The sequence below is a fragment of the Streptomyces sp. NBC_00259 genome (assembly GCF_036181745.1).
Lineage (GTDB): Bacteria > Actinomycetota > Actinomycetes > Streptomycetales > Streptomycetaceae > Streptomyces > Streptomyces pratisoli.
The window spans coordinates 5,257,624-5,278,662 of record NZ_CP108080.1 but is presented as its reverse complement, the minus strand read 5'-3'; the positions used below and the strand labels follow the sequence as shown (position 1 = coordinate 5,278,662).

14 protein-coding genes are annotated in these 21,039 nt (G+C 73.1%); 4 read left to right on the top strand and 10 right to left on the bottom strand.

Going from position 1 to position 21,039, the window contains the following annotated elements; all coding sequences use genetic code 11:
* The first annotated feature begins 183 nt into the window (after nucleotides 1-183).
* Nucleotides 184-4,032 (top strand): multifunctional oxoglutarate decarboxylase/oxoglutarate dehydrogenase thiamine pyrophosphate-binding subunit/dihydrolipoyllysine-residue succinyltransferase subunit, encoded by a 3,849-nt coding sequence (locus OG766_RS24040; protein ID WP_328726179.1) that lies wholly within the window; start codon nucleotides 184-186, stop codon nucleotides 4,030-4,032.
* 77 nt (nucleotides 4,033-4,109) lie between these two features.
* On the opposite strand, the gene OG766_RS24035 is transcribed toward OG766_RS24040, so the two are convergent.
* The 9 genes from OG766_RS24035 to OG766_RS23995 form a co-directional block, all read right to left on the bottom strand.
* A complete protein-coding gene (locus tag OG766_RS24035; protein WP_328726178.1) occupies nucleotides 4,110-4,316 on the bottom strand; it encodes a DUF6191 domain-containing protein in 207 nt (68 codons plus the stop codon).
* Nucleotides 4,317-4,506: 190 nt separating this feature from the next.
* Nucleotides 4,507-7,503, bottom strand: a complete 2,997-nt coding sequence (gene fxsT, locus OG766_RS24030; protein ID WP_328726177.1) for an FxSxx-COOH system tetratricopeptide repeat protein — start codon at nucleotides 7,501-7,503, stop codon at nucleotides 4,507-4,509.
* 55 nt (nucleotides 7,504-7,558) lie between these two features.
* Nucleotides 7,559-8,893 (bottom strand): aKG-HExxH-type peptide beta-hydroxylase, encoded by a 1,335-nt coding sequence (locus OG766_RS24025; protein WP_266382963.1) that lies wholly within the window; start codon nucleotides 8,891-8,893, stop codon nucleotides 7,559-7,561.
* Nucleotides 8,890-10,056 carry an FxsB family cyclophane-forming radical SAM/SPASM peptide maturase gene (locus OG766_RS24020; protein ID WP_328726176.1) on the bottom strand — a complete coding sequence of 389 codons (1,167 nt, stop codon included), beginning with the start codon at nucleotides 10,054-10,056 and terminating at the stop codon, nucleotides 8,890-8,892. Before OG766_RS24020 ends, OG766_RS24025 begins: the two co-directional genes overlap by 4 nt.
* 148 nt (nucleotides 10,057-10,204) lie before the next feature.
* A complete protein-coding gene (gene fxsA / locus OG766_RS24015) occupies nucleotides 10,205-10,420 on the bottom strand; it encodes an FxSxx-COOH cyclophane-containing RiPP peptide (RefSeq protein ID WP_266382958.1) in 216 nt (71 codons plus the stop codon).
* A gap of 27 nt (nucleotides 10,421-10,447) precedes the next feature.
* The gene (locus tag OG766_RS24010) at nucleotides 10,448-13,849 is read right to left on the bottom strand and encodes an SAV_2336 N-terminal domain-related protein (RefSeq protein ID WP_328726175.1); all 3,402 of its coding nucleotides are present in this window, start codon (nucleotides 13,847-13,849) and stop codon (nucleotides 10,448-10,450) included.
* 7 nt (nucleotides 13,850-13,856) lie between these two features.
* Nucleotides 13,857-14,888 carry an AAA family ATPase gene (locus tag OG766_RS24005; protein ID WP_266382953.1) on the bottom strand — a complete coding sequence of 344 codons (1,032 nt, stop codon included), beginning with the start codon at nucleotides 14,886-14,888 and terminating at the stop codon, nucleotides 13,857-13,859.
* Nucleotides 14,889-14,997: 109 nt separating this feature from the next.
* Nucleotides 14,998-17,091 carry a VMAP-C domain-containing protein gene (locus OG766_RS24000; RefSeq protein WP_328726174.1) on the bottom strand — a complete coding sequence of 698 codons (2,094 nt, stop codon included), beginning with the start codon at nucleotides 17,089-17,091 and terminating at the stop codon, nucleotides 14,998-15,000.
* Between the two features lie 68 nt (nucleotides 17,092-17,159).
* Entirely contained in the window at nucleotides 17,160-17,702 is a 543-nt protein-coding gene (locus tag OG766_RS23995; RefSeq protein ID WP_266382950.1) for a CU044_2847 family protein, read from the bottom strand.
* A gap of 227 nt (nucleotides 17,703-17,929) precedes the next feature.
* Here OG766_RS23995 and OG766_RS23990 point away from each other — a divergent pair, with 227 nt between their 5' ends.
* Entirely contained in the window at nucleotides 17,930-18,115 is a 186-nt protein-coding gene (locus OG766_RS23990; RefSeq protein WP_266382947.1) for a DUF6104 family protein, read from the top strand.
* An 18-nt stretch (nucleotides 18,116-18,133) separates the two neighbouring features.
* On the opposite strand, the gene OG766_RS23985 is transcribed toward OG766_RS23990, so the two are convergent.
* Entirely contained in the window at nucleotides 18,134-18,997 is an 864-nt protein-coding gene (locus OG766_RS23985; RefSeq protein ID WP_328726173.1) for a hypothetical protein, read from the bottom strand.
* A 140-nt stretch (nucleotides 18,998-19,137) separates the two neighbouring features.
* Here OG766_RS23985 and OG766_RS23980 point away from each other — a divergent pair, with 140 nt between their 5' ends.
* On the top strand, nucleotides 19,138-19,986 hold the full coding sequence (locus tag OG766_RS23980) for a DUF4097 family beta strand repeat-containing protein (RefSeq protein WP_266382941.1): 849 nt from the start codon (nucleotides 19,138-19,140) through the stop codon (nucleotides 19,984-19,986).
* Nucleotide 19,987: 1 nt separating this feature from the next.
* The gene (locus tag OG766_RS23975; protein WP_328726172.1) at nucleotides 19,988-20,911 is read left to right on the top strand and encodes a PadR family transcriptional regulator; all 924 of its coding nucleotides are present in this window, start codon (nucleotides 19,988-19,990) and stop codon (nucleotides 20,909-20,911) included.
* Nucleotides 20,912-21,039: the final 128 nt, after the last annotated feature.

Genomic DNA, 21,039 nt, shown 5'->3' with positions numbered 1-21,039 from the left:
TGCGTCGTACCCTGTCCGCCGGGGAACCCCGCTTGTTTCCCGCCATTTCCTACGCCGAAACCGGCTGTCAGGTGTGACTTAGGCGACGATGACCACGCCCGGCCTGCATCTCCCGGCCCCGGAGGCGTAGCCTTTATTTCCGCTGTCCATCACCTTGTGAAGCGGAAGAGGGCGGTTGCCGCCGTGTCGTCTCAGTCCCCCAGTAACTCGAGCACTTCGACCGATCAAGACGGGCAGGGGAAGAACCCCGCTGCCGCCTTCGGTCCCAATGAGTGGCTCGTCGACGAGATCTACCAGCAGTACCTCCAGGACCCGAATTCGGTCGACCGCGCCTGGTGGGACTTCTTCGCCGACTACAAGCCGGGCGGTACGGCCGCCGCCGGCTCCGCCGCCGCGGGGGTGGCGGAGCCCACGAAGCCCGCTGCCCAGGGCACCACTCAGACGCCGAGCACCGCACAGGCTCCGGCGCCCGCGGCTCCGGCCGCACAGGCTCCGGCGCCCGCGGCTCCGGCCGCCCCGGCTCAGCCCGCCGCCGCGCCGCAGGCAGCCGCTCCGGCCGCCGCGCCGGCCCCGAGCGCCGCTCAGGCCCCCGCGCCCGCGGCGGCCCCGGCGAAGCCCGCTGCCGCCGCGCCCGCCGCCAAGGCGGCCGCTCCGGCCGCCGCCGAGGGCCCCGAGCTGGTCCCGCTGCGCGGTCCGTCCGCCGCCGTCGCGAAGAACATGAACGCCTCGCTGGAGCTGCCGACGGCCACGTCCGTCCGCGCGGTCCCGGTGAAGCTGCTCTTCGACAACCGGATCGTGATCAACAACCACCTGAAGCGCGCCCGGGGCGGGAAGATCTCCTTCACCCACCTCATCGGCTACGCGATGGTGCAGGCGATCAAGGCCATGCCGTCGATGAACAACTCCTTCGCGGAGAAGGACGGCAAGCCGACCCTGGTCAAGCCGCCGCACATCAACCTCGGCCTGGCCATCGACCTGGTGAAGCCGAACGGTGACCGCCAGCTCGTCGTCGCGGCCATCAAGAAGGCCGAGACGCTGAACTTCTTCGAGTTCTGGCAGGCCTACGAGGACATCGTCCGCCGCGCCCGCAGCAACAAGCTGACGATGGACGACTTCACCGGCGTCACCGTCTCCCTCACCAACCCCGGCGGCCTCGGCACGGTCCACTCCGTGCCGCGTCTGATGCCCGGCCAGTCGGTGATCATGGGCGTCGGCTCGATGGACTACCCGGCCGAGTTCCAGGGCACCTCCCAGGACACCCTGAACAAGCTGGGCATCTCCAAGGTCATGACGCTGACCTCGACCTACGACCACCGGGTCATCCAGGGCGCCGCCTCCGGCGAGTTCCTGCGGATCGTCGCCAACCTCCTCCTCGGCGAGGACGGCTTCTACGACGACATCTTCGAGGCGCTGCGCATCCCCTACGAGCCGGTCCGCTGGCTCAAGGACATCGACGCCTCGCACGACGACGACGTCACCAAGGCCGCCCGGGTCTTCGAGCTGATCCACTCCTACCGGGTCCGCGGCCACGTCATGGCCGACACCGACCCGCTGGAGTACCGCCAGCGCAAGCACCCCGACCTGGACATCACCGAGCACGGGCTCACCCTGTGGGACCTGGAGCGCGAGTTCGCGGTCGGCGGCTTCGGCGGCAAGTCGATGATGAAGCTCCGCGACATCCTCGGCGTGCTCCGCGACTCGTACTGCCGCACCACCGGCATCGAGTTCATGCACATCCAGGACCCCAAGCAGCGCAAGTGGATCCAGGACCGCGTGGAGCGCCAGCACGCCAAGCCGGAGCGCGAGGAGCAGCTGCGCATCCTGCGCCGGCTCAACGCGGCCGAGGCGTTCGAGACCTTCCTGCAGACGAAGTACGTCGGCCAGAAGCGCTTCTCGCTGGAGGGCGGCGAGTCCGTCATCCCGCTGCTCGACTCGGTCATCGACTCCGCGGCGGAGTCCCGCCTGGACGAGGTCGTCATCGGCATGGCCCACCGCGGCCGGCTGAACGTCCTGGCGAACATCGTCGGCAAGTCGTACGCGCAGATCTTCCGCGAGTTCGAGGGCAACCTCGACCCGAAGTCGATGCACGGCTCCGGCGACGTGAAGTACCACCTGGGCGCCAACGGCACCTTCACCGGCCTCGACGGCGAGCAGATCAAGGTCAGCCTGGTCGCCAACCCGTCGCACCTCGAGGCCGTCGACCCGGTCCTGGAGGGCGTCGTCCGCGCCAAGCAGGACATCATCAACAAGGGCGGCACGGACTTCACCGTCCTGCCGGTCGCCCTGCACGGTGACGCGGCCTTCGCGGGCCAGGGTGTGGTCGCCGAGACGCTCAACATGTCGCAGCTGCGCGGCTACCGCACCGGCGGCACGGTCCACATCGTCATCAACAACCAGGTCGGCTTCACGGCGGCTCCCGAGTCGTCCCGCTCCTCCATGTACGCCACGGACGTGGCCCGCATGATCGAGGCGCCGATCTTCCACGTGAACGGTGACGACCCGGAGGCCTGCGTCCGGGTGGCGCGGCTCGCCTTCGAGTTCCGCCAGACGTTCAACAAGGACGTCGTGATCGACCTCATCTGCTACCGCCGCCGCGGTCACAACGAGGGCGACAACCCGCAGTTCACCAACCCGCAGATGGTGAACCTGATCGACAAGAAGCGCTCGGTGCGCAAGCTCTACACCGAGTCGCTGATCGGCCGTGGCGACATCACGCTGGAAGAGGCCGAGCAGGCGCTCCAGGACTTCCAGGGCCAGCTGGAGAAGGTCTTCGCGGAGGTCCGCGAGGCCACCAGCCAGCCCGCCCCGGCCCATGTCCCGGACGCGCAGGCCGAGTTCCCGGTGTCGGTGACCACCGCGGTCTCCCAGGAGATCGTCAAGCGGATCGCCGAGTCCCAGGTCAACGTCCCGGACCACATCACCGTCCACCCGCGCCTGATGCCGCAGCTGCAGCGCCGCGCGGCCTCGGTCGAGGACGGCACGATCGACTGGGGCATGGGCGAGACCCTGGCCATCGGTTCGCTGCTGATGGAGGGCACCCCGGTCCGGCTCGCCGGCCAGGACACCCGCCGCGGCACCTTCGGCCAGCGCCACGCGGTCCTCGTCGACCAGGAGACCAACGAGGACTACACCCCGCTGCTCTACCTCGCCGAGGACCAGGCCCGCTACAACGTCTACGACTCGCTCCTGAGCGAGTACGCGGCGATGGGCTTCGAGTACGGCTACTCGCTGGCCCGCCCGGAAGCGCTGGTCATGTGGGAGGCCCAGTTCGGTGACTTCGTCAACGGCGCGCAGACCGTCGTCGACGAGTTCATCTCCTCGGCCGAGCAGAAGTGGGGCCAGACCTCCGGCGTCACGCTGCTCCTGCCGCACGGCTACGAGGGCCAGGGCCCGGACCACTCGTCCGCCCGCCCGGAGCGCTTCCTCCAGATGTGCGCGCAGAACAACATGACGGTCGCCATGCCGACGCTGCCGTCGAACTACTTCCACCTGCTGCGCTGGCAGGTCCACAACCCGCACCACAAGCCGCTCATCGTCTTCACCCCGAAGTCGATGCTGCGTCTGAAGGCCGCGGCGTCCAAGGCGGAGGAGTTCCTCACCGGCGGCTTCCGCCCGGTGATCGGCGACGAGACGGTGGACCCGACGGCCGTCCGCAAGGTCGTCTTCTGCTCCGGCAAGGTCTACTACGACCTGGAGGCCGAGCGTCAGAAGCGCGGCTCCACCGACACCGCGATCATCCGCCTCGAGCGTCTGTACCCGCTGCCGGGTGCCGAGCTCCAGGAGGAGATCGCCAAGTTCCCGAACGCCGAGAAGTACCTGTGGGCCCAGGAGGAGCCGGCGAACCAGGGTGCCTGGCCGTTCATCGCGCTCAACCTGATCGACCACCTGGACCTCGCGGTCGGCGCGGACGTCCCGCACGGCGAGCGCCTGCGCCGCATCTCGCGGCCGCACGGCTCTTCCCCGGCGGTCGGCTCGGCCAAGCGGCACCAGGCGGAGCAGGCTCAGCTGGTCGCCGAGGTCTTCGAGGCCTGATCAGCGGCTGTACGAACCGGAGGGCCCGGCCCCGCGAGTGATCGCGGAGCCGGGCCCTCCGGCATGTTGTACGACGGTCAGCCGTCGGCGGGCTCCGCACCGGCCGGTCCTCCGGCCCTCGCCGCGGGCAGCCGGATGAGCACGACCCCGCTGCCGAGGTCTATCGGCCCCCGCCCGGGATCGGCGTCACCGGCCTCCTCCAGGGTGAGCTCCTGACGCCGCCGCTCCTCCTCGGTGTGCCGCCGCCCAGGAGCGAACAGCTCGTTCAACGCACCGCCGAACATGGTTGCTCCTTTCTGGTGGGGGTTCGCCCCTCATCGTACGAATCCTTCCGCGGCCGTGGAGGGGGCAAGGGCGTGCTCTGGCCCACAGCGCGCGGTGCGCGACGTACGAACGTGACGTACGAAAGGGCCCGGCCCGCGACGGATTCGCGGGCCGGGCCCTTCGGCGTGCGGGGATCCCGCGCCTCGTGCTTCAGACCATCTGGGGTTCGAAGTCCCAGTAGGGGCGGTTCCTGGAGCGGGCGGAGACCGTGTGGACGTGCTGGGCGCCCAGCGTCGCCGCGAGGTCGCCGAGCGCCTCCGTCTCGATCTTGTCCGCGCGCTGCCGCTCGCGCAGGGCCCGCAGATCGGCCGCGTGGGCGATCCGCGAGGAGAGCGTCAGCGGATGGGTCCGGCCCAGTGCCTCGGTGGCCCGCCCGATCGTGGCGTCGGTCAGCTCGGCCGCGCGCTCGGGCTCGCCCACCAGATTGCGCAGCGCCGAGGCGTTGATGGCGCAGCCCAGGGTCCACGGGTGGTTCTCGCCGACGGCCCGGGTCATGTCGGCGAGCGCTTCCTCGACGAGCAGATGGGCCTGTTCCCGGTCTCCGACGTTGCGCAGGATCAGGGCGTGGTTGCTGCGCGAGCCCGCCACGTACGGATGGCTCTCGCCGAGCATGTCCGTGTAGCCGCCGACGACCCGTGCGCTTATGTCCCTGGCCTGGTCGATGTCTCCGTGTTCGCGGGCGAAGCAGCACTGGCTGGCCGCGAACATCATGGTGAGCGGGTCGCCCTCGCCGAGAACGCGTTCGCTGCGCTCCAGGACGCGCGTGAACAGCTCCTCGGCCCTGGCGCGTTCGCCCATGCGGTACTGGCACAGGGCCAGGTTGTGCTCGGCCCGCAGGGTCTGGGGGTTGTCCCGCCCCATGGTGAGGCGGTGCACGCGGACGCTCTGCGCCTGCAGCGACTCGGCCTCGCTGTAGCGGCCGAGCAGCCGCAGATCGGTGGCGTAGTTGATCTCCGAGTAGAGCGTCCAGCCGTGCCGGGGCCGCAGCAGCTGCCGGCGCGCCTCCAGGGTGATCCGGTTGAGCTCCAGGGACTCGGCGTACCGGCCGAGCAGCCGCATCGACGTGGCCAGGTTGTTCTGGGCGTTGACGGTACGGGAGTCCTGGTCGCCGAGGAGTTCGCGATAGGCGCTGAGGATCCAGCCGGACAGCTCCAGGGCCTCGTCGTACCGGCCGAGGCCGCGCAGATCGGCCGCGAGTCCGCCGGCGGCCCGCAGATGCTCCAGGTCCTCCGGGCCCCGTTCGGTCCGCAGATGCTCGACCGCGGCGCGCTCGATGGCCTCGGTGCCGGCGTAGTCGCCGACGGCGCGCAGCAGATTGGCGTAGTGGTAGCTGAGGTCCCAGATCCTCGGGTGGGTGTCGCCGAGCAGCTCCCGCCAGGCGTTCATGGCCCGTTCGCCGAGTTTGATGCCCGCCCGGTACTCGCCGGAGAGGTACATGTAGCGCAGGCAGTTGAGGACCAGGGTGTGGACCGCCGGGTCCTCGCTGCCGAGGACGTCCGCGTACTTGAGGTGCGGGGTGATCTCCGCGTACCGCGGCCAGAGCCGGGTGTCGGTGGGGCGGCCGGGCTCGGCACCGGCGAGGGCGCGCCGCACGACCTCGATGAACTCACCGCGGTCCCGCTCCGGCATGTCCTTGCGGACGATCTGGTGGACCATGCGGTGCAGATAGAGCGACTCGCCGGAGGTCGACGCCTCGTCCGCCAGCGACTCGTGCGACTCCAGGCGCACCACCGAGTACTGACGCAGCTGCGCGATCGCCTTGTTCCACAGCAGCGGGTCGTTCATCAGCCCGGAGAGCGACTCCGGCATGACACCCGGCGGCATCTCCTTGAGCAGCCGCACGGGAACGGAGCCCGGTGCGAAGAACGTGCACAGGCGCAGCAGGTCGACGGACTCGGGGACGGTCTCGCGGAGCTTGTTCAGCAGTATCGACCAGGCGGTCTGGAAGGCCAGCGGGAAGTCGGCGGAGACCTTGACGACGTCCGAGTCGATGCCGCCCTCGAGGAGTTCGATGTACTCGTCGACGGACATGTCGGAGTCGTTGAGCCAGCCGGCCGTCTGGTCGAGCAGCAGCGGGAGGTCCTCCAGGGCCACCGCCAGCTGGTCCGCCTCGTTGTGGGTGAGCCTCGGGGCGCGGCGCCGGATGAACGCGACCGACTCCTCGCGGTCGTAGACGGGCACCTCCAGCAGGTTGCTGTTGTGCTCGCTCCACTCCGGGTTGCGGGAGGTGATCAGGACATGGCCGGGGCCCGTCGGCACCAGGTCCCAGATGTGCTCCGGCTCGTCGGCCCCGTCGAGGACCAGCAGCCAGCGCTGGTACGGCTCGCCGCGGCGCAGCGCGTCCCGCACGGCGCGCAGCCGTTCGCCGTACTCGGCGCCGGTGGACAGGCCCAGCGCCGGGGCGAGTTCGGCGAGCTTCTGGCGGTAGGTGACGCGCTTCTCGGCGGACACCCACCACACGACGTCGTACTCGGAGCCGAAGCGGTACACGTACTCGGCGGCGAGCTGGGTCTTGCCCACGCCCGACATGCCGTACAGGGTCACGACGCCGGCGCCGGACCCCGCCTCCTGGAGGGCGTGGTAGGCCGAGTTGAGCAGGCTCTCGCGGCCGGTGAAGCGGGTGTTGCGGCGTGGCACGCCGCCCCAGACCTCGGGGGTGTCGGCGGGGTAGCGGGGGCCCGGCCGTCCGTCGACGGGCTCGGTGAGCGGGTCGTCGGGCAGGTCGAGCCGCGACAGGAGGCGGCGTTCGGCCTCGTCCGCGCCGACGTTGGTGAGGTCCGCGGCGGCGAGCACGGCGGTGGCGGCGGGCAGCGGAGAGGTGGTGACGGAGACAGCGGCGAACCGGTCGGGCTCGGCCGCGACCACCTCGCGCAGCGCGCGGTTCCACTCCTCGTGGCTGCGCGGGCCGAGCTGGAAGTACCAGTCGCTGAGCAGGACGAGGATGCGGCCCGGGGCGAGCATCAGATCCTGCAGGTTCTCTTCCAGCGGGGTCTGCACGGGTGGGTCCCAGCGCTGGAAGACCACGCGCATGCCGCGTCGTTCGAGCCGGTCGCCGATCCATGCCGCCCAGGCGCGGTTGAAGCCCGCGAAACTGATGGTGACGGTACGCGACCCGGTCGCTCCAACGTGCCTACGCGCTGCGGGCATTCAACCGTCTCCCTGCTCCACGACAATCCATACGAACATACAACGGAACGTGGTCTCAGCGCTGCGTTCCGTTTCGCTGGCACCAGATCACGCGCGCGGTGTCGACATATGCCGCCGCCCTCGCCAAGTGCCCCGAAGGGGGCGGCCGATCAGCCAGATGGTGGTAGAGCGCGATCATCTCGTTGACCACGGTCCGGCCCTCCCGGGTGAGTTCCCCGGAGCCGGCCAGCACGGGCAGCACCGCGCCGACCTGCTCACGGCAGCGGGCGTGCTCGGCCCAGGCGAGGTCGCGGTGCGCGGTGTTCTCCGCGCCGAGTGCGAACCGCTGCCAGTAGTCGGCCAGCGCGATGTGCGAGTACGCGCCCTGCAGCAGGCCGTCGAAGGGCCGCGGGTCGGACCGCCAGGGGGCGAAGTGCCGTGGGGTGGCGTCCTCGTGGTGCAGCGGGGCGAGCGCGCCCAGTGCGGCCAGTTTGGTGTGCTGGAGCTCATGGACCAGCGTCGCCGCGAAGTGGGCGGGGGTGGACGGCCGGCTGCTGAGGACGGCGCCGAAGGCCTCGCGGCGGGTGCCGCTGCAGTGCGAGGCGCTCTCACCGGTGGGCCCGGAGCCGGGCGGCGGGGCGAGCGGCACCAGACAGCGCAGCAGGGCCGTCGCCTCGGCGACGCGGTGCTCGCCGCCGATCCGCAGGAGGGGCTCCATTCCGGACCAGGACTCCGACCAGGCCTTGCGCTCGCTGTCGTCGAGCACGGCCGCGGCGCTCAGCCCGTGCCGCTGCGGGCCCCCTCCGACGGCGCGGTACGGGTGGAGGTCGTCCAGGGGTACGGGCCCGGAGCCCGGCAGGACGGCGGGCAGGCAGTACACGGGCTGCCAGCGAGGATCCTGCTGACGTGACGTCAGTTCGTCTTCGGTGAAGGCGATATCGACGGGCCCTGTCGAGTCCGTGCGCAGCGAGCCCAGGGTGGGGAGCGCCAGTTCGCCGCCGGCGGGGGTGAGGCGTGCGCTGAAGGACAGGCCCGCGCGGATCGCCCCCGCCGCGGCCAGTGCGCCGAAGTGCGCGAGGTCGTCCCGTAGTTGGGGCGACGGCTCCGGTGCGGTGAGTCCGTACAGGCAGCGCTGGGCCCAGGGCCCGGTGAGCGGGTGGAGCAACAGGGTCCGTACGGCCGCCCTGTCCGCGCGTTCCGCGGCCTCCAGCAGGGCCCAGTCGTCGTGCATCCGGTGCAGCAGGTCCGGCGGGCAGACGGCTGCCGGGGCCGCCTGCGCGGCGTCGAGAAGCGCCCGCAGCATGACGAGCCGTCGTGTGTGCTGGTCGCGGACCAGCAGGCCGAGGGTCTCGGGGCCGCCTTCCGTGCGGCCGAGTTCCCGCAGGGCGCGTTCCGGGACGGCGGGGCTCACCGGAGGGCTCCCGCGGTGGTGCCGGCCAGTCGGCCGGCCACATGGCGGATCAGCCGTTCCAGGTCGGCGCAGTAGACGGAGCGGTTGGTGAAGCCGCTTCCCGCCCGGTAGCGGTGGGCGTAGTGGCCGCCGCCGCAGACCGTGAGCAGGGGGCAGGCGCGGCATTCGGCGGCGAGCGCGTCCGCGCCCGCCTGCCGGGCGGCGATGCCCGGGTGGTCGAGGGCGTCGTCGAACGTGTGCCGGAAGACGTCGAGTCCGGTGGCGGCGGCGGTGTCGTAGGCGGACTTGAGGGAGTCGACCTGCTCGAGGGCACCGTCCGTCTCGACGACGACGGCGTTGACGGGGTCGAGGCCGAGCGACTCCGTGGCCCCGGGCAGCCCCAGCAGCAGCGCGAGGCACTCCTCGAAGAGCCTCACCCGGGTCTCCCGCCGCCCGGCGCCCCACCACCGGTCGAAGACGGCGACCAGCCAGTCCCCGTAGGGGGTGGCGCGCGGGTCCGTCGAGGGCTCGGCCGCCAGCCCCGGGGGCGGGCTGGTCCAGTTGCCGTGCGGCAGCAGCAGGTCCAGCGCCGGGGGCCCGAGCGTGAGCAGCGACTCGTACAGCTCGACCGGGTCCGTGCGCACGTCCACGACCGTGAGGATGCCCGCGTAGACCTCGGGATGGCGTTCCGCGAGCAGTCGCGCCCCGCGCACGGCCGAGGGCCAGGACGGCCGCCCCGCGTGGTCGGTGCGCAGGGTGTTGTGGGAGGGGAGGCCGCCGTCGAGGCTGAGGCCGACGCGGATGCCGTGGCGGGCGAGGGTGGTGACACGGGCGTCGGTGAGCAGCGTCGCGTTGGTCTGCACGGTCGCGTGGACGACGCAGCCCGCGGGCACCCGGTCGCGTACGAGCGTGGCGAAGACACCCAGTCGTCGCGCCCCGGCGAGCAGCGGCTCACCGCCGTGCAGCACGAGGGAGATCTCCCGCAGGCCGTGCGTCGCGGCATGCTCGGCGATCCGGGCGGCGGTGCGGTCGAGGACCGCGGGCGAGGCAGCCGCGGGCCGGTCCCGCCAGGTGCGGTCCGGGCCCGCGTACAGATAGCAGTACCGGCAGGCCAGATTGCAGCGGCCGTGAACCTTGACGATGAACTGCCCGAAGGGCACCCGGGGCGTCGCGCGACGAGACACTCCGGCACCCCCATGCTGTTCGGACCGGGGTACGGCCCCCGATGCCGGTCCGAGGCGAGTATCCCTGTCGGGTCCGCCGGGCAAACCCGCGCCGGGCAACGTTGTCCTGTTCACCGGAGTGCCGGGCCGAAACCGTACGGCCGTCCGATCAGAACGCGTTGGTGAAGCCCCACAGCAACTCCCGCGGCTGCTCGGCCCGGCCCCGCAGGTCCGCGACCACCTCGGAGAGCACCGGGTGCTCCAGCGTCCTCAGCTCCGCGAGGTCGAGACCCAGCAGATCGGGCAGTTCACCGCCCTGCCCGCCGGCCTGCCCCAGCGCCTCTTCCGCCGCTTCCGCCGCTTCCATACGTACCGACTCGCTCATCACGCCTCCCCGTTCCCGTCACGGCACTCACCGTTCCAGTTCCGCAAGCCGCTCCGTGGTGGCTTCGCCCTCCGCTCCGCCGCCGTCCGTCAGCCTGCGCCAGTCCTGGGCGGCGGCCCGGTACGCCTCTCGCGCGGCCCTGGGCCGGCCCGCCTCCTCATACGTCCTACCCCGCCAGTGGTTGGCCCTAGCACGCAACACCACGGCCTCTTCGCGCTGTTGTGGATTGTCCAGCTCCGCTTCGGCCGTCCTGGCGGACTCCGCGGCGTCGCGGAACGCCTCGGCCGCCTCGTCGAGCCGGGCGGGCCTGCCCAGGCTCTCGTAGGCGGCCAGATGGGCCCGGCCGAGCTCCAGCGAGCAGCCGGCCGCGATCAGCGGATCGGCCGCCTCCTGCGCGGCGAGCCCGAAGAGGTACTCGGCCTCCCGCAGATCCACCCGGTCCTCGGTGGCCCGGTGCCGCAGCATCAGTGCCCGGCCCAGCATCAGCAGCCGCTCCGCCTGCCGTGCGCTGCCCGCCGCGGTCTCCGTGCGGCAGTCCCGCAGCACCCGGACCGCCGAGCCGATGTGGGCCCGTCCGTCGGGCAGTTCGGCGCGGCGCAGCAGGGCGCCGCCCCACTCGGCGAGCAGGTCCGCATGGGCCCGTGAGTCGCGCGGGACACCGCGCGAGGCCGCCGCGAAGGACTCGGCCGCCTTCTCCAGCCGGGCCGGATCGCCCGACTGCTCGTAGCGGTGGACGCTCACCCGGCCCGCCCTCGTCAGCAGGGAGGCACGCAGCCGGGGATCACCGACCGTCTCCAGGGCCTGCTCGATCAGCGTCCCGGCCTCGTCCACGTGATCGGCGGTCCCCTCTCCCCCGCCGGACCGCAGCAGGGCGTCGACGAGGTCCAGCAGGATCCGTTGCCGGCTGCCCAGGGTCCGGGCGCCGCCGTCCGAGGCGAACGCCTTGCGCAGCGAACGCGCCGCCTGTCCCGCGTACACCCGGGCCTGCTCGGCGTCGGTGCTCGCGCCGGAGAGCCGCAGCAGCGTCCTGCCGTGCGCCAGTGGCAGGGCGACGGGCCGGTTCTCCTGGTCGGGCCACACGTCGGCGAAGGCCTCCAGCATGCCGACCGCTCCCTGCAGCAGGGCGCTGTCCCCGCCGAGACGCCACTGGGCCTCCAGCGCGCGCACCCGTTCCAGCGTGAGCCGCAGGGCCTCGGCCGAGTCGAGGCCGGGCGCGGCACAGGCCGCCGTGTACTCGCGGTCGGCGCGGCGCAGGAGTTCCAGCGCGCCGCGCCGGTCGCCGCGGCGCCGGCGGTCCTCGGCGGCGGCGTGCAGCACCTTGGCCAGGACCGCCCGCTCCCGTACGGCGCCGGGATGGGCCGCGGCACGTTCCGCCGCCCGCTCGGCCTCCCTCAGCAGGTCGCTGCCGCCCTGGACCTCCCACAGCCGCAGCAGACAGCGCGCGAACTCCGCCCACAGTCCCGGGTCGGAGCCCGGCCGCTGCTCCCGCTCGGTTGCGCCGCGCAGCAGCTGTACGGCGTCCATCAGGTACTGGACCATGCTGTCGGCCTCGAACTGCCGCACCAGGGCGCGGGCGCGCTCCACCGCCGCGTGCACCGGCCGGCCGGGGTCGGGCCGGTCGGCGGGCCCGTAGGGCGCGAATCGCTCCGGGAGCGGCATGAACCGCTCCAGGACGCGCGCCGCGACCTCGGCGAAGGGGTGCGGGACGCGCTTCTCGCCGTTGTCGCCGTTCTCGCCGTGGGTCTCGGGGTCGTCGTCCGCGCCGACGGGCGCGTACGGGCCGTGCCTGCCCTCGTCCAACTGGGCGAGCGCGAGGGCGGGGAAGTTCGGCCCGCCCTTGCCGAAGCGCTGCTCGATGTACTCCGAGCAGTGCTTGAGCACGAGGAGGGCCTCGTCCCGCCCCAGCGGTCCGAGCAGCGCCTCCTGGACGCCCGGCGCGAACTCGTACCACTGTCCGTCGTCCCTGCCGTCGCCCTTGGCCCGCGACACCAGCCCGCTCAGCAGCACCTCCGCGAGTTCGGAGGGCCCCGAGTCGGGCAGCATCGTCCGCTGCACCAGCTGCATCACCGGCAGATACAGCGGGGCGGCGGCCAGATAGACCGCCAGCTGTCCGGCGGCGGGCGAGGCCGCCGACCGGAAGCCGCTGACCAGTTGGAGCGAGGAGGGCCTGCGCCGGGCGCGGGCGCCGGCCGCGGCGGGATGGTCGGGGCGCACCCAGCCGACGGCCCCGGAGACCCGGCCCGCTCCCCCGCCCACGCCGGACAGCAGCCTGGCCCAGGCGCCGAGCGCCCCGGAGCCCGGCGGCAGCACGGGTACCGGCAGCTCGCCGTGGCCGTGCCGCGGCAGGGTGGCGGACGCGTCGGTGACCGTCAGCGCGGCCGCGCCCGCGATGCCTTCACCCCGCGACAGCACTCCGTAGGTGACGGGCATCCTGGTGCGGTTCCACATGCGCTGCGGCAGCGGCTGGACGACGGCGGCGGGGGCCTGCCGGGCCAGCTGGTGCAGCAGCCGGTGGGCGCGTCCGCTGTGCCACAGGGGCCCGGCGCAGTCGCTGAGCAGGACGGTGACACGGCGGCCGGTGGGGTCGCTGAGCCGGTCGGCGGAGTGCAGCGGGGCGGCGGCGGGGTCGAGGCTGCGGCTGATGGCGGGCGAGCCGTCCGGGGCCTGGTGCAGATAGCGCACCTGGACGTCCCGGAAGGCGCCCAACTGACCGAATATCTGCTGGAGTTCGCCGAAGAGCCGGTCCCACACGCGCATCGAGGACGAGGCGTCCATGACGAACTGCAGCAGCGCGTCCGCCCGTGACACTCCCTTGAACACCGGGATGATCAGCCCGCCGGCGCGGGCGCTCCGCTCGGCGGTCGCCCTCTCGTCCAGGACCGTGCGCATCGGCGGCGCGGCGGGCCGGTAGCGCTGCAACGGGCGCAGCGCGCGCTGCAGTTCGAGCGGCGCGGGCAGGGCGGGAGCAGCCGGTACGCCGACGGTGAGCGCGGCCGGCCCCGTCCCGCGTTCCGGGTACGGGGTGTCGTCGTGGCGCGGTGGGGCGTCGTCGTGGCGCGGTACGGGATAGAGGGCGACCCGGCGCTCACCGCCGACGGGTGCCCGCCGGGGCGCGGGGTCGTCGTCCTCAGGCGGCTCCGGGACGGGCACGGGGCCCCGCCGGACGCCGGCCCCCACGGACGTGGTGCCCCCCGGGCCCTGGCGCACGCCTTCGCCCCGCGCCCCGGGTGCCGGCTCCTGATCAGGCCTCCCCGTCCACCGTGCCAGCCAGAGGACGTCGCAGAGTTGCTCGGCGTCGGGATCGAGCCCGGCGGCACGAAGCCGCGCGACGAAGGCGGGCAGTAACCCGCCGTCGTGCGGCACCGGCCCGGCGGCGGGCTCGGTGCGGGGCGGGCCGTCGGGACCGTGGCGGGCGCCGGCATCGGGCATCAGGGCGTCACCTCGGCCGGTCGAGTCGCTGGATGAGCAGGTCGGCGAGCCGGTCGCGGCCGGCCGGGGCGGCGGCGTCGGTGAGGTAGATCGCGTTCAACAGCTGATCGGTGGCGAGGAGTTCGCTGCGGGAGCGCTCCAGGAAGTGGGCGATGAGGTCCTCCCCCGAGCGTGCCGCCTCTTCGCCGAGGTGGGCGCGTACGAAGGTGGCGAGCCGCTGGTGGTCGGGGCGGCCCAGCTCCAGATGGATGCAGCGGCGCATCAGAGGGGCGGGGAAGTCGCGTTCGCCGTTGCTGGTGAGGACCACGAAGGGAAAGGCCGTGCACTGCACCCGGCCGCCGGTCACGGTCGCCTTCGTGCCGTCGTCGGTGAGGACCTTCGCCCGGCCGTCCGGCAGCCGGTCGGCGATCCGCTCCAGCTCGGGAATGCCGAACTCGCCCTCCTCCAGCACGTTCAGGAGGTCGTTCGGCAGGTCGATGTCGCTCTTGTCCAGCTCGTCGATGAGCAGGACACGCGGCCGCTCGGCGGGCAGCAGCGCGGTGCCCAGCGGCCCGAGCCGGATGTAGCTGCCGATGTCGTCGGCCGGGCCCGCGTCGCCCGGGCCGGCGGCGGCGCGGTGCGCGGCGATCTGGACGTCCTGCAGCCGGGCGATCGCGTCGTAGTGGTACAGCCCGTCCTGGAGGGTGGAGCGGCTGACGATGGGCCAGCGCAGCACCCGGCCGAGGCCCAGCTCATGGGCGACGGAGTGGGCCAGGGTGCTCTTTCCCGCCCCGGGGCTGCCGGTGACGAGCAGCGGACGGCGCAGATAGAGCGCGGCGTTGATCATTTCGAGCTCTTCGGCGCCCGGCCGGTGCAGTTCGGCCATGTGCCGGTGGCCCCCCAGCCTGCGGTCGGCCGACCCGTCCGGGTCCCCGCCGTCCGCGGCGGCCTCGTGCCGGCTCGCGAAGTCCCGCCAGGGCGGCGGTGGCGGCAGCTGCTCGATGCCCTCGTGAGGTTCGCCGGCCCCTCGGTAGATGAGCCACTCGCTGGGTTCGCTCATAGCGTGTTCCTCGTCGTCACTCGTCCGCGGAGGGCGGCAGCCGTCGAACGTGCCTTACGGTAGCGATCGGTTGTACGCCCCGTAAGGGCATGACCGGCCGGGCCGCGCTTCACGGTGCCTCCAACAGGTGGCCGGAGCCGGGGAGCGGGTGGTGCGGGTCGTCGTAGAACAGCGCGACCCCGTTGGACCAGAACGTCTCCGTACGGCCCGCGTGCACCCCCTGCCTCAGTTCGAGCACCTTGCGCGGCAGCCGGTCGGCCGTGCCCGACTCGGCGACGGCATCGGCTGCACGCCGGTGGAACTCGGTGCAGACCGTGTCGTCCCGGCCGTCGGCCCGCCGCCACAGGGCGACCCCGAATCCGCCGTCGAGCACCCGCACCAGACCCGCGGCGGCGTCCGGATGCGGTCTGGCGCCGTACCGGCAGAGCACGGGCACCGTCTCGTGCGCCAGGGAGCGCAGCTCCGCCGACTCCGGTACGGGTACCCGCAGTCCGTCCTCGCAGTCCACGACCTCGGCGCGCATCACGGCGTTGCCCGTGCGGTTCCAGCGGGCCAGCCGCTCCACCGCCTCGGCGTCCGTCTGCGGCGGCGCGAGGTCGGAGCAGCGGACCACGACGGGGCGAACGACCCCGAGCGGGGGCCCGTCCGGCGGTACGCGCCAGCTGTCGACGTCCAGTCCGAGCAGCGCCCGGACCACGGCGACCTGGAGGACGGCGGGGCTGTCCGGTTCGTCGCAGCGCCGGAACGCCTCGGTCAGCGGCGCGGCGATCCGCGCCGGGAGGGCGTCGAGGGCGGTGCCGTGGCTGTCCTCGGCGACGGGCAGGACCTCGCCGGTGTGCCGGGCCACGCCGATGCGCCAGTCGTAGCGGTCGCGCTCCCAGCCCCGGGGCTCCAGCTCCAGCAGCACGGACGGACGGCTGTCCGGGCGCCGGACGGCTTCCGGCGCGGCGACGGAGGCGCGCCGGTGATCATGGTCGGCGCGGTACCGGCCGGTGTGCCAGAGCAGGGTGAGTTCGTTGCGGAACTCCCGGGAGAGCCGGTCCTCCGCGATCCGCTTGACCCACTCCCACAGGGACTTCTCGGCGGTGATGGTGGACGGCACGGCGTAGGGCCGCTCGGCGGCGATGACGCTCATGCAGTAGCGCAGGATCAGCTCCAGGGCGCTGTCCCCGCCGCGTGCCTCGTACAGCGCGCCGAGGCCGTCGCGCCAGCCGCGTGGCGCGGGACGGTGGTCGCGGGGGTGGACGCCCGGCAGCCGTTCGAGCTGGTCGAGGAGGCTGTGGGTGCTGACCGGCGGCGGGAACTCGGCGAGCCGGCCGAGCAGATCGATGCGCTGCTGAGGATTGAGCGCACGGCCGGCTCCGGCGCGCAGCTCGCTCTGTACGTCGGCCCAGGTGCGGTCGGTGCCCACGGGGCTGTTGTGGCGGTCGGCGTGGTAGCGGTCATGGGCGTGGAAGACTGCCTGGTACGCGTCGTCCGCCTCGGCGGTCACCGCTCCGGCGGGCACCGGCAGCGAGCGGAGCCGTTCGACGCCGATGGACGTGCCGCCCGTGCTGCCGCCGAGGCGTGACTTCAGTACGCCGACGACCTCGCCGCGGGCCGGGTCGACGACGGGCGCCCCGGAGACGCCCGGGATCAGCCAGTCCCCGTCGAGCCGGATCTGCGCGTCGGCGTCGGCCCAGCCGCCGTAGGTGCCCATCACCTCGCACCGGCCGCTGAGCCGTGTCGGCCGGCCGTCCACCAGGGTCCATCCGGAGAAGACGACGTTGCCGCCGCCGAACAGGGCGCCGGGGCGTTCGGTGACATAGACGCAGGGGTGCTCGACGGGCCTCAGCAGCCGGACGAGCGCGAGATCGGGGGCCGGCCAGCCGCCGGAGGACGGGTCGTGCGTCGCGTACGGATCGGGAGGCGCGTACGGATCGGGAGGCGCGTACGGATCGGGAGGCGCGTACGGGTCCGTGGGCGCGGCGTGGCGGCTCTCCGGCAGGGCCGCGACGACCGTCCCGGCGACGGAGGTCTCGCCGCTGCCGGGTCCCGTCTCGAAGACCACGTTCACCTCGCGCCCCTCCCCCTGCATCGCCACGTGCGCACAAGTGAGGACCCAGCTCGGGGCGATGAAGAAGCCGCTCCCCAGGAAGCCGCCGCCGGACCCGTCTGGAGCATGCCCCGACGGACTTCCGTGGATACGTACGGTCGCGGCCATCACGAGGTTCAGCAGGGCACGGGGCGACCGATCCTGGGCGCCCCCTGCGCCCCCCGACCACCCTTCGGTCATGATCCGTCGCCGCCCGGCGGCACGGCGCCGTCCGGGTGCGCCGCCGCGCCGGGAGGCGCCCACGAGGGCGGGACCGGGGCGGGGGGCTGCGGCGGCACCGGAGGCGGTGCGGGCGCCTGCACGGGCACGGCGCGCGCCTCGGGTTCGCCGACGGGCGGTCCGCCGCCGTTCCAGGTGAGCGTGACCTTGATGGCGCCCTTGGCCTCGCCGTCCGCGAGGAGTCCGACGACCCTTCCCGCCTTGGCGGTGAGCTCGATCCCGAACTCGACGCTGACCTCGTCGGGCCGTACGGCGCGCAGGGGTTCGGCGAGCGAGCGCGCGACGCCGGTCACGACTCCCTGCAGGCTCTCGACCCTGGCCTGCACCTGTTCGGCGAATCCGGTGTCGCTGTACGACAGCCCTCCGGGCGGTGTCGCGGTCCCTCCCGCGGACCCCTGCGGTCCCGGCCGCACCAGCTCCTCGGCGCCCGAGATCCGTGCCCATACCGGTGTGCCGTCCGGCAGGACGATGCGCGTGATCCGAGCCTCGGTGTCCCCCATGGCATCCCCCGTTCCCTCAACTGCCCGCAGATTAACCCCGGTCGGCGGCCCGATGGGGCGGATCGGCCGGGGTTCCGGGTCAGTTGTCCCGCGCCCCGGCCGGACGGGGGACGATCACCGCCGGGAAAGCCGGCCCCGGCCGGGGCGGGAGGGCGGCCGTCGAGATCCGGCAGCGGCGCCGACGCCATACCCTGGAGGGGAACACCCGTCCCCACCAGGAGCACGTCTTGTACTTCACCGACCGTGGTATCGAGGAGCTGGAGAAGCGGCGCGGCGAGGAGGAGATCACCTTCGAGTGGCTCGCCGAGCAGCTGCGTACGTTCGTCGATCTCAATCCGGACTTCGAGGTGCCGGTCGAGCGGCTGGCCACCTGGCTGGCGCGGCTCGACGACGAGGACGACGACGAGGAGTAGGAGCGGCGGCGAGCGCGCTCACGGGGCCGCGCCGCGCTCGCGGGCCAGTCCGAGGATGCCGTGGACCAGCAGGATCGCGCCCGCCGCGGTCCAGCCGGCGCTGCGGCGCGCCAGGCCCCAGAGGGTCAGCGGCAGGCCGGCGGCGATCTGGACCACGGCCGGGACATGCGGCCTCGGCGGTTTCGGCGGCCGCTGGGCGGCGACGCCCCCGGCTTCCCCGTGCTCCGCATTCTCCGGGGTCTCGGTGTTCTCCGGGGTCTCGGCGCTCATCGCGGTCCCGGCGCTCTCCGAGGTCCCGGCGTTCTCCGCGCCGTCCGGCGCCCGGCCGGGTCCTGCGACGAGATGGGCGGCCCCGCGAAGGCGGTCGGCGGGCGCTCCCGGGGCGAGGCCCTCGGGCAGGTCGAGACCGGTGCGGGCCAGCACCGCGATCAGACCGACCAGCCGGGCGCGGGCCTCCGCGTCGCGGTCGGCCCGGGTGAGCGGTTCCAGGGCCTGTACGTCGAGGACCGGATCGAGCGCGAGCCGGGCCGCGAACGTCTGCATCGCCTCGTCCTCGCCGACCGGGGTGCCGTCCGCGAGCCAGACGTAGCCGACGGGTCGGCGGAATCCCGCGGCGAGGGTGTATCCGGCGCGGTCCGCGTCCCACCACAGGGCCAGGGCGGGCGAGTTCGTGGCGACCGCGAGCGCCGTGGCCCAGCCGGAGAGCACCCGGTCGACCGGTTCCGTACCGCTCAGCCAGGGCGCGTCCTCCGGAACGAGCACGCTCCAGCCCCGGCCCGCCGCGGCGAGGAGGAACCGCTCACGCAGCAGGGCGACCGAGGGCCGCACGGCGGCCGGCTCGGCCCGGCAGAGCAGCAGGGCTCCCACGGAAGTCGCGTTCATGCGCCACACGCTAGGGCACTTTGTCCGCATATGCCGTGATGCCCTCACGATCGCCCCTTGACTTCACCCGGCCGCGATATATCGTGTTGTTCAGAAGACGCGATATGTTGCGTCCAGGCAGGCCTCGGGAGGTCAGCACCATGCCAGACTCGACGTGGGAAGTCGCCGAGCCGAAGAAGCTCACCTTCGACGAACCCGTGACGGCCCTCAATGTGCGCATCGTCAACGGGACGGTGAACGTCGTCGGCACCGACGAGAGTTCCGCCCGACTGGAGATCTCCGAGATCGACGGCCCGCCGCTGATCGTGACGCGCACCGGCTCCACGATCTCCGTCGCCTATGAGGACCTGCCCTGGAAGGGCTTCCTCAAGCTGCTCGACCGCAAGGGCTGGCACCGCAACGTCGTGGTGTCCCTCGCCGTCCCCGCCGACGCGGCCGTCGAGGTCGGCGTCGTCGGCGCCGGAGCGGTCGTCTCCGGCATCCGCGGACGCACGGACGTGCGGGGAGTCAACGGCGACACCACCCTCGTCGGGCTCTCCGGCTCGGTCCGTGCCGAGACGGTCTCCGGCAGCCTGGAGGCCCAGTCGGTCACCGGCGATCTGCGCTTCAGCTCCGTCTCCGGCGATCTGACCGTGATCGACGGCGCGGGCTCGTCCGTACGGGCGGACTCCGTCAGCGGCGACATGGTGGTCGACGTCGACGGGACACCCACGGACATCCGCCTCTCCAGCGTCTCCGGCGAGGTGGCGATCCGGCTGCCGCACCCGGCGGACGCGCGCGTCGAGGCCAACACCGCGAGCGGGTCCGTCTCGAACGCGTTCGAGGACCTCCGGGTCAGCGGACAGTGGGGCGCCAAGAAGATCACCGGCACGCTCGGCGCGGGCAGCGGCACACTCAAGGCCACCACCGTCTCCGGGTCCATCGCCCTGCTGAGGCGCCCCCCGCAGACGGACGATCCGTACGGGGACGAGACAGGGAAGGTCCTCTGACATGCCGCCCGTTTTCGCCCACGGCCGCCTCCGCCTGTATCTGCTGAAGCTCCTCGACGAGGCCCCGCGCCACGGCTACGAGGTGATCCGGCTGCTGGAGGAGCGCTTCCAGGGGCTGTACGCGCCCTCCGCCGGCACCGTCTACCCGCGACTGGCCAAGCTGGAGGCCGAGGGCCTGGTCACGCATGCCACCGAGGGCGGCCGCAAGGTGTACTCGATCACCGACGCCGGCCGCGAGGAACTGGCGGGCCGCAGCGGGGAACTGGCCGATCTCGAGCTGGAGATCCGCGAGTCCGTCTCCGAACTGGCCGCGGAGATCCGTGACGACGTGCGGGGCGCGGCGGGCAAGCTGCGCAGCGAGATGAGGGCGGCGGCGACGGAGAGCCGCAGCAGCGGCGGCACCTCCGACGAGACCTGGCAGGCGACGAAGGACGAACTCCGCCGCGCCAAGCAGGAGTGGAAGGAGCAGGCGCGCCGGGCGAAGGACGAGTCCCGCCGCGCCCGCGAGGAGGCGCAGACCGCACGCCGCCAGGCCAAGGAGGCGCAGGAGCGGGCGCGGGACGAGGTCCAGCGCATCGCCCGCCAGGTCCAGGACCAGGTGCAGGGGCACTTCGCGCGGGGCGACTGGCCGACGGGCGTACGGGAAGGGCTCGCCGAACTCACCTCCCAGCTGGGCGGGCTCGGCGGACTGGGCGGGGCGGGCCGGAGCAAGGCGTCGCCGCCGCCGCAGGCCGACTGGGCCAAGGACACGGCGGAGTCCGGTGACCCGGCGCGTGATCTGGAGCGCCTCCTCGACCGCTTCCGCGACGACGTCCGCGACGCGGCACGGGACAACGGCGTCACGGCAGCCCAGCTGTCCGAGGCCCGCCGCCACCTCTCCACGGCCGCGGCGCACATCACCGCGCTTCTCCGCGCCCGCGCGTAGCGGTCCCGTCGTACGCCCCCGGGCCCCGCACCCGACAGCCGGCCCGGGGCGGGGCGGGGCAGGGCGGGGCCACGCGGCGCCGCGTGGGGCCGGCATCACCGACACCCCGACGCAGGCGCGGGCCGACC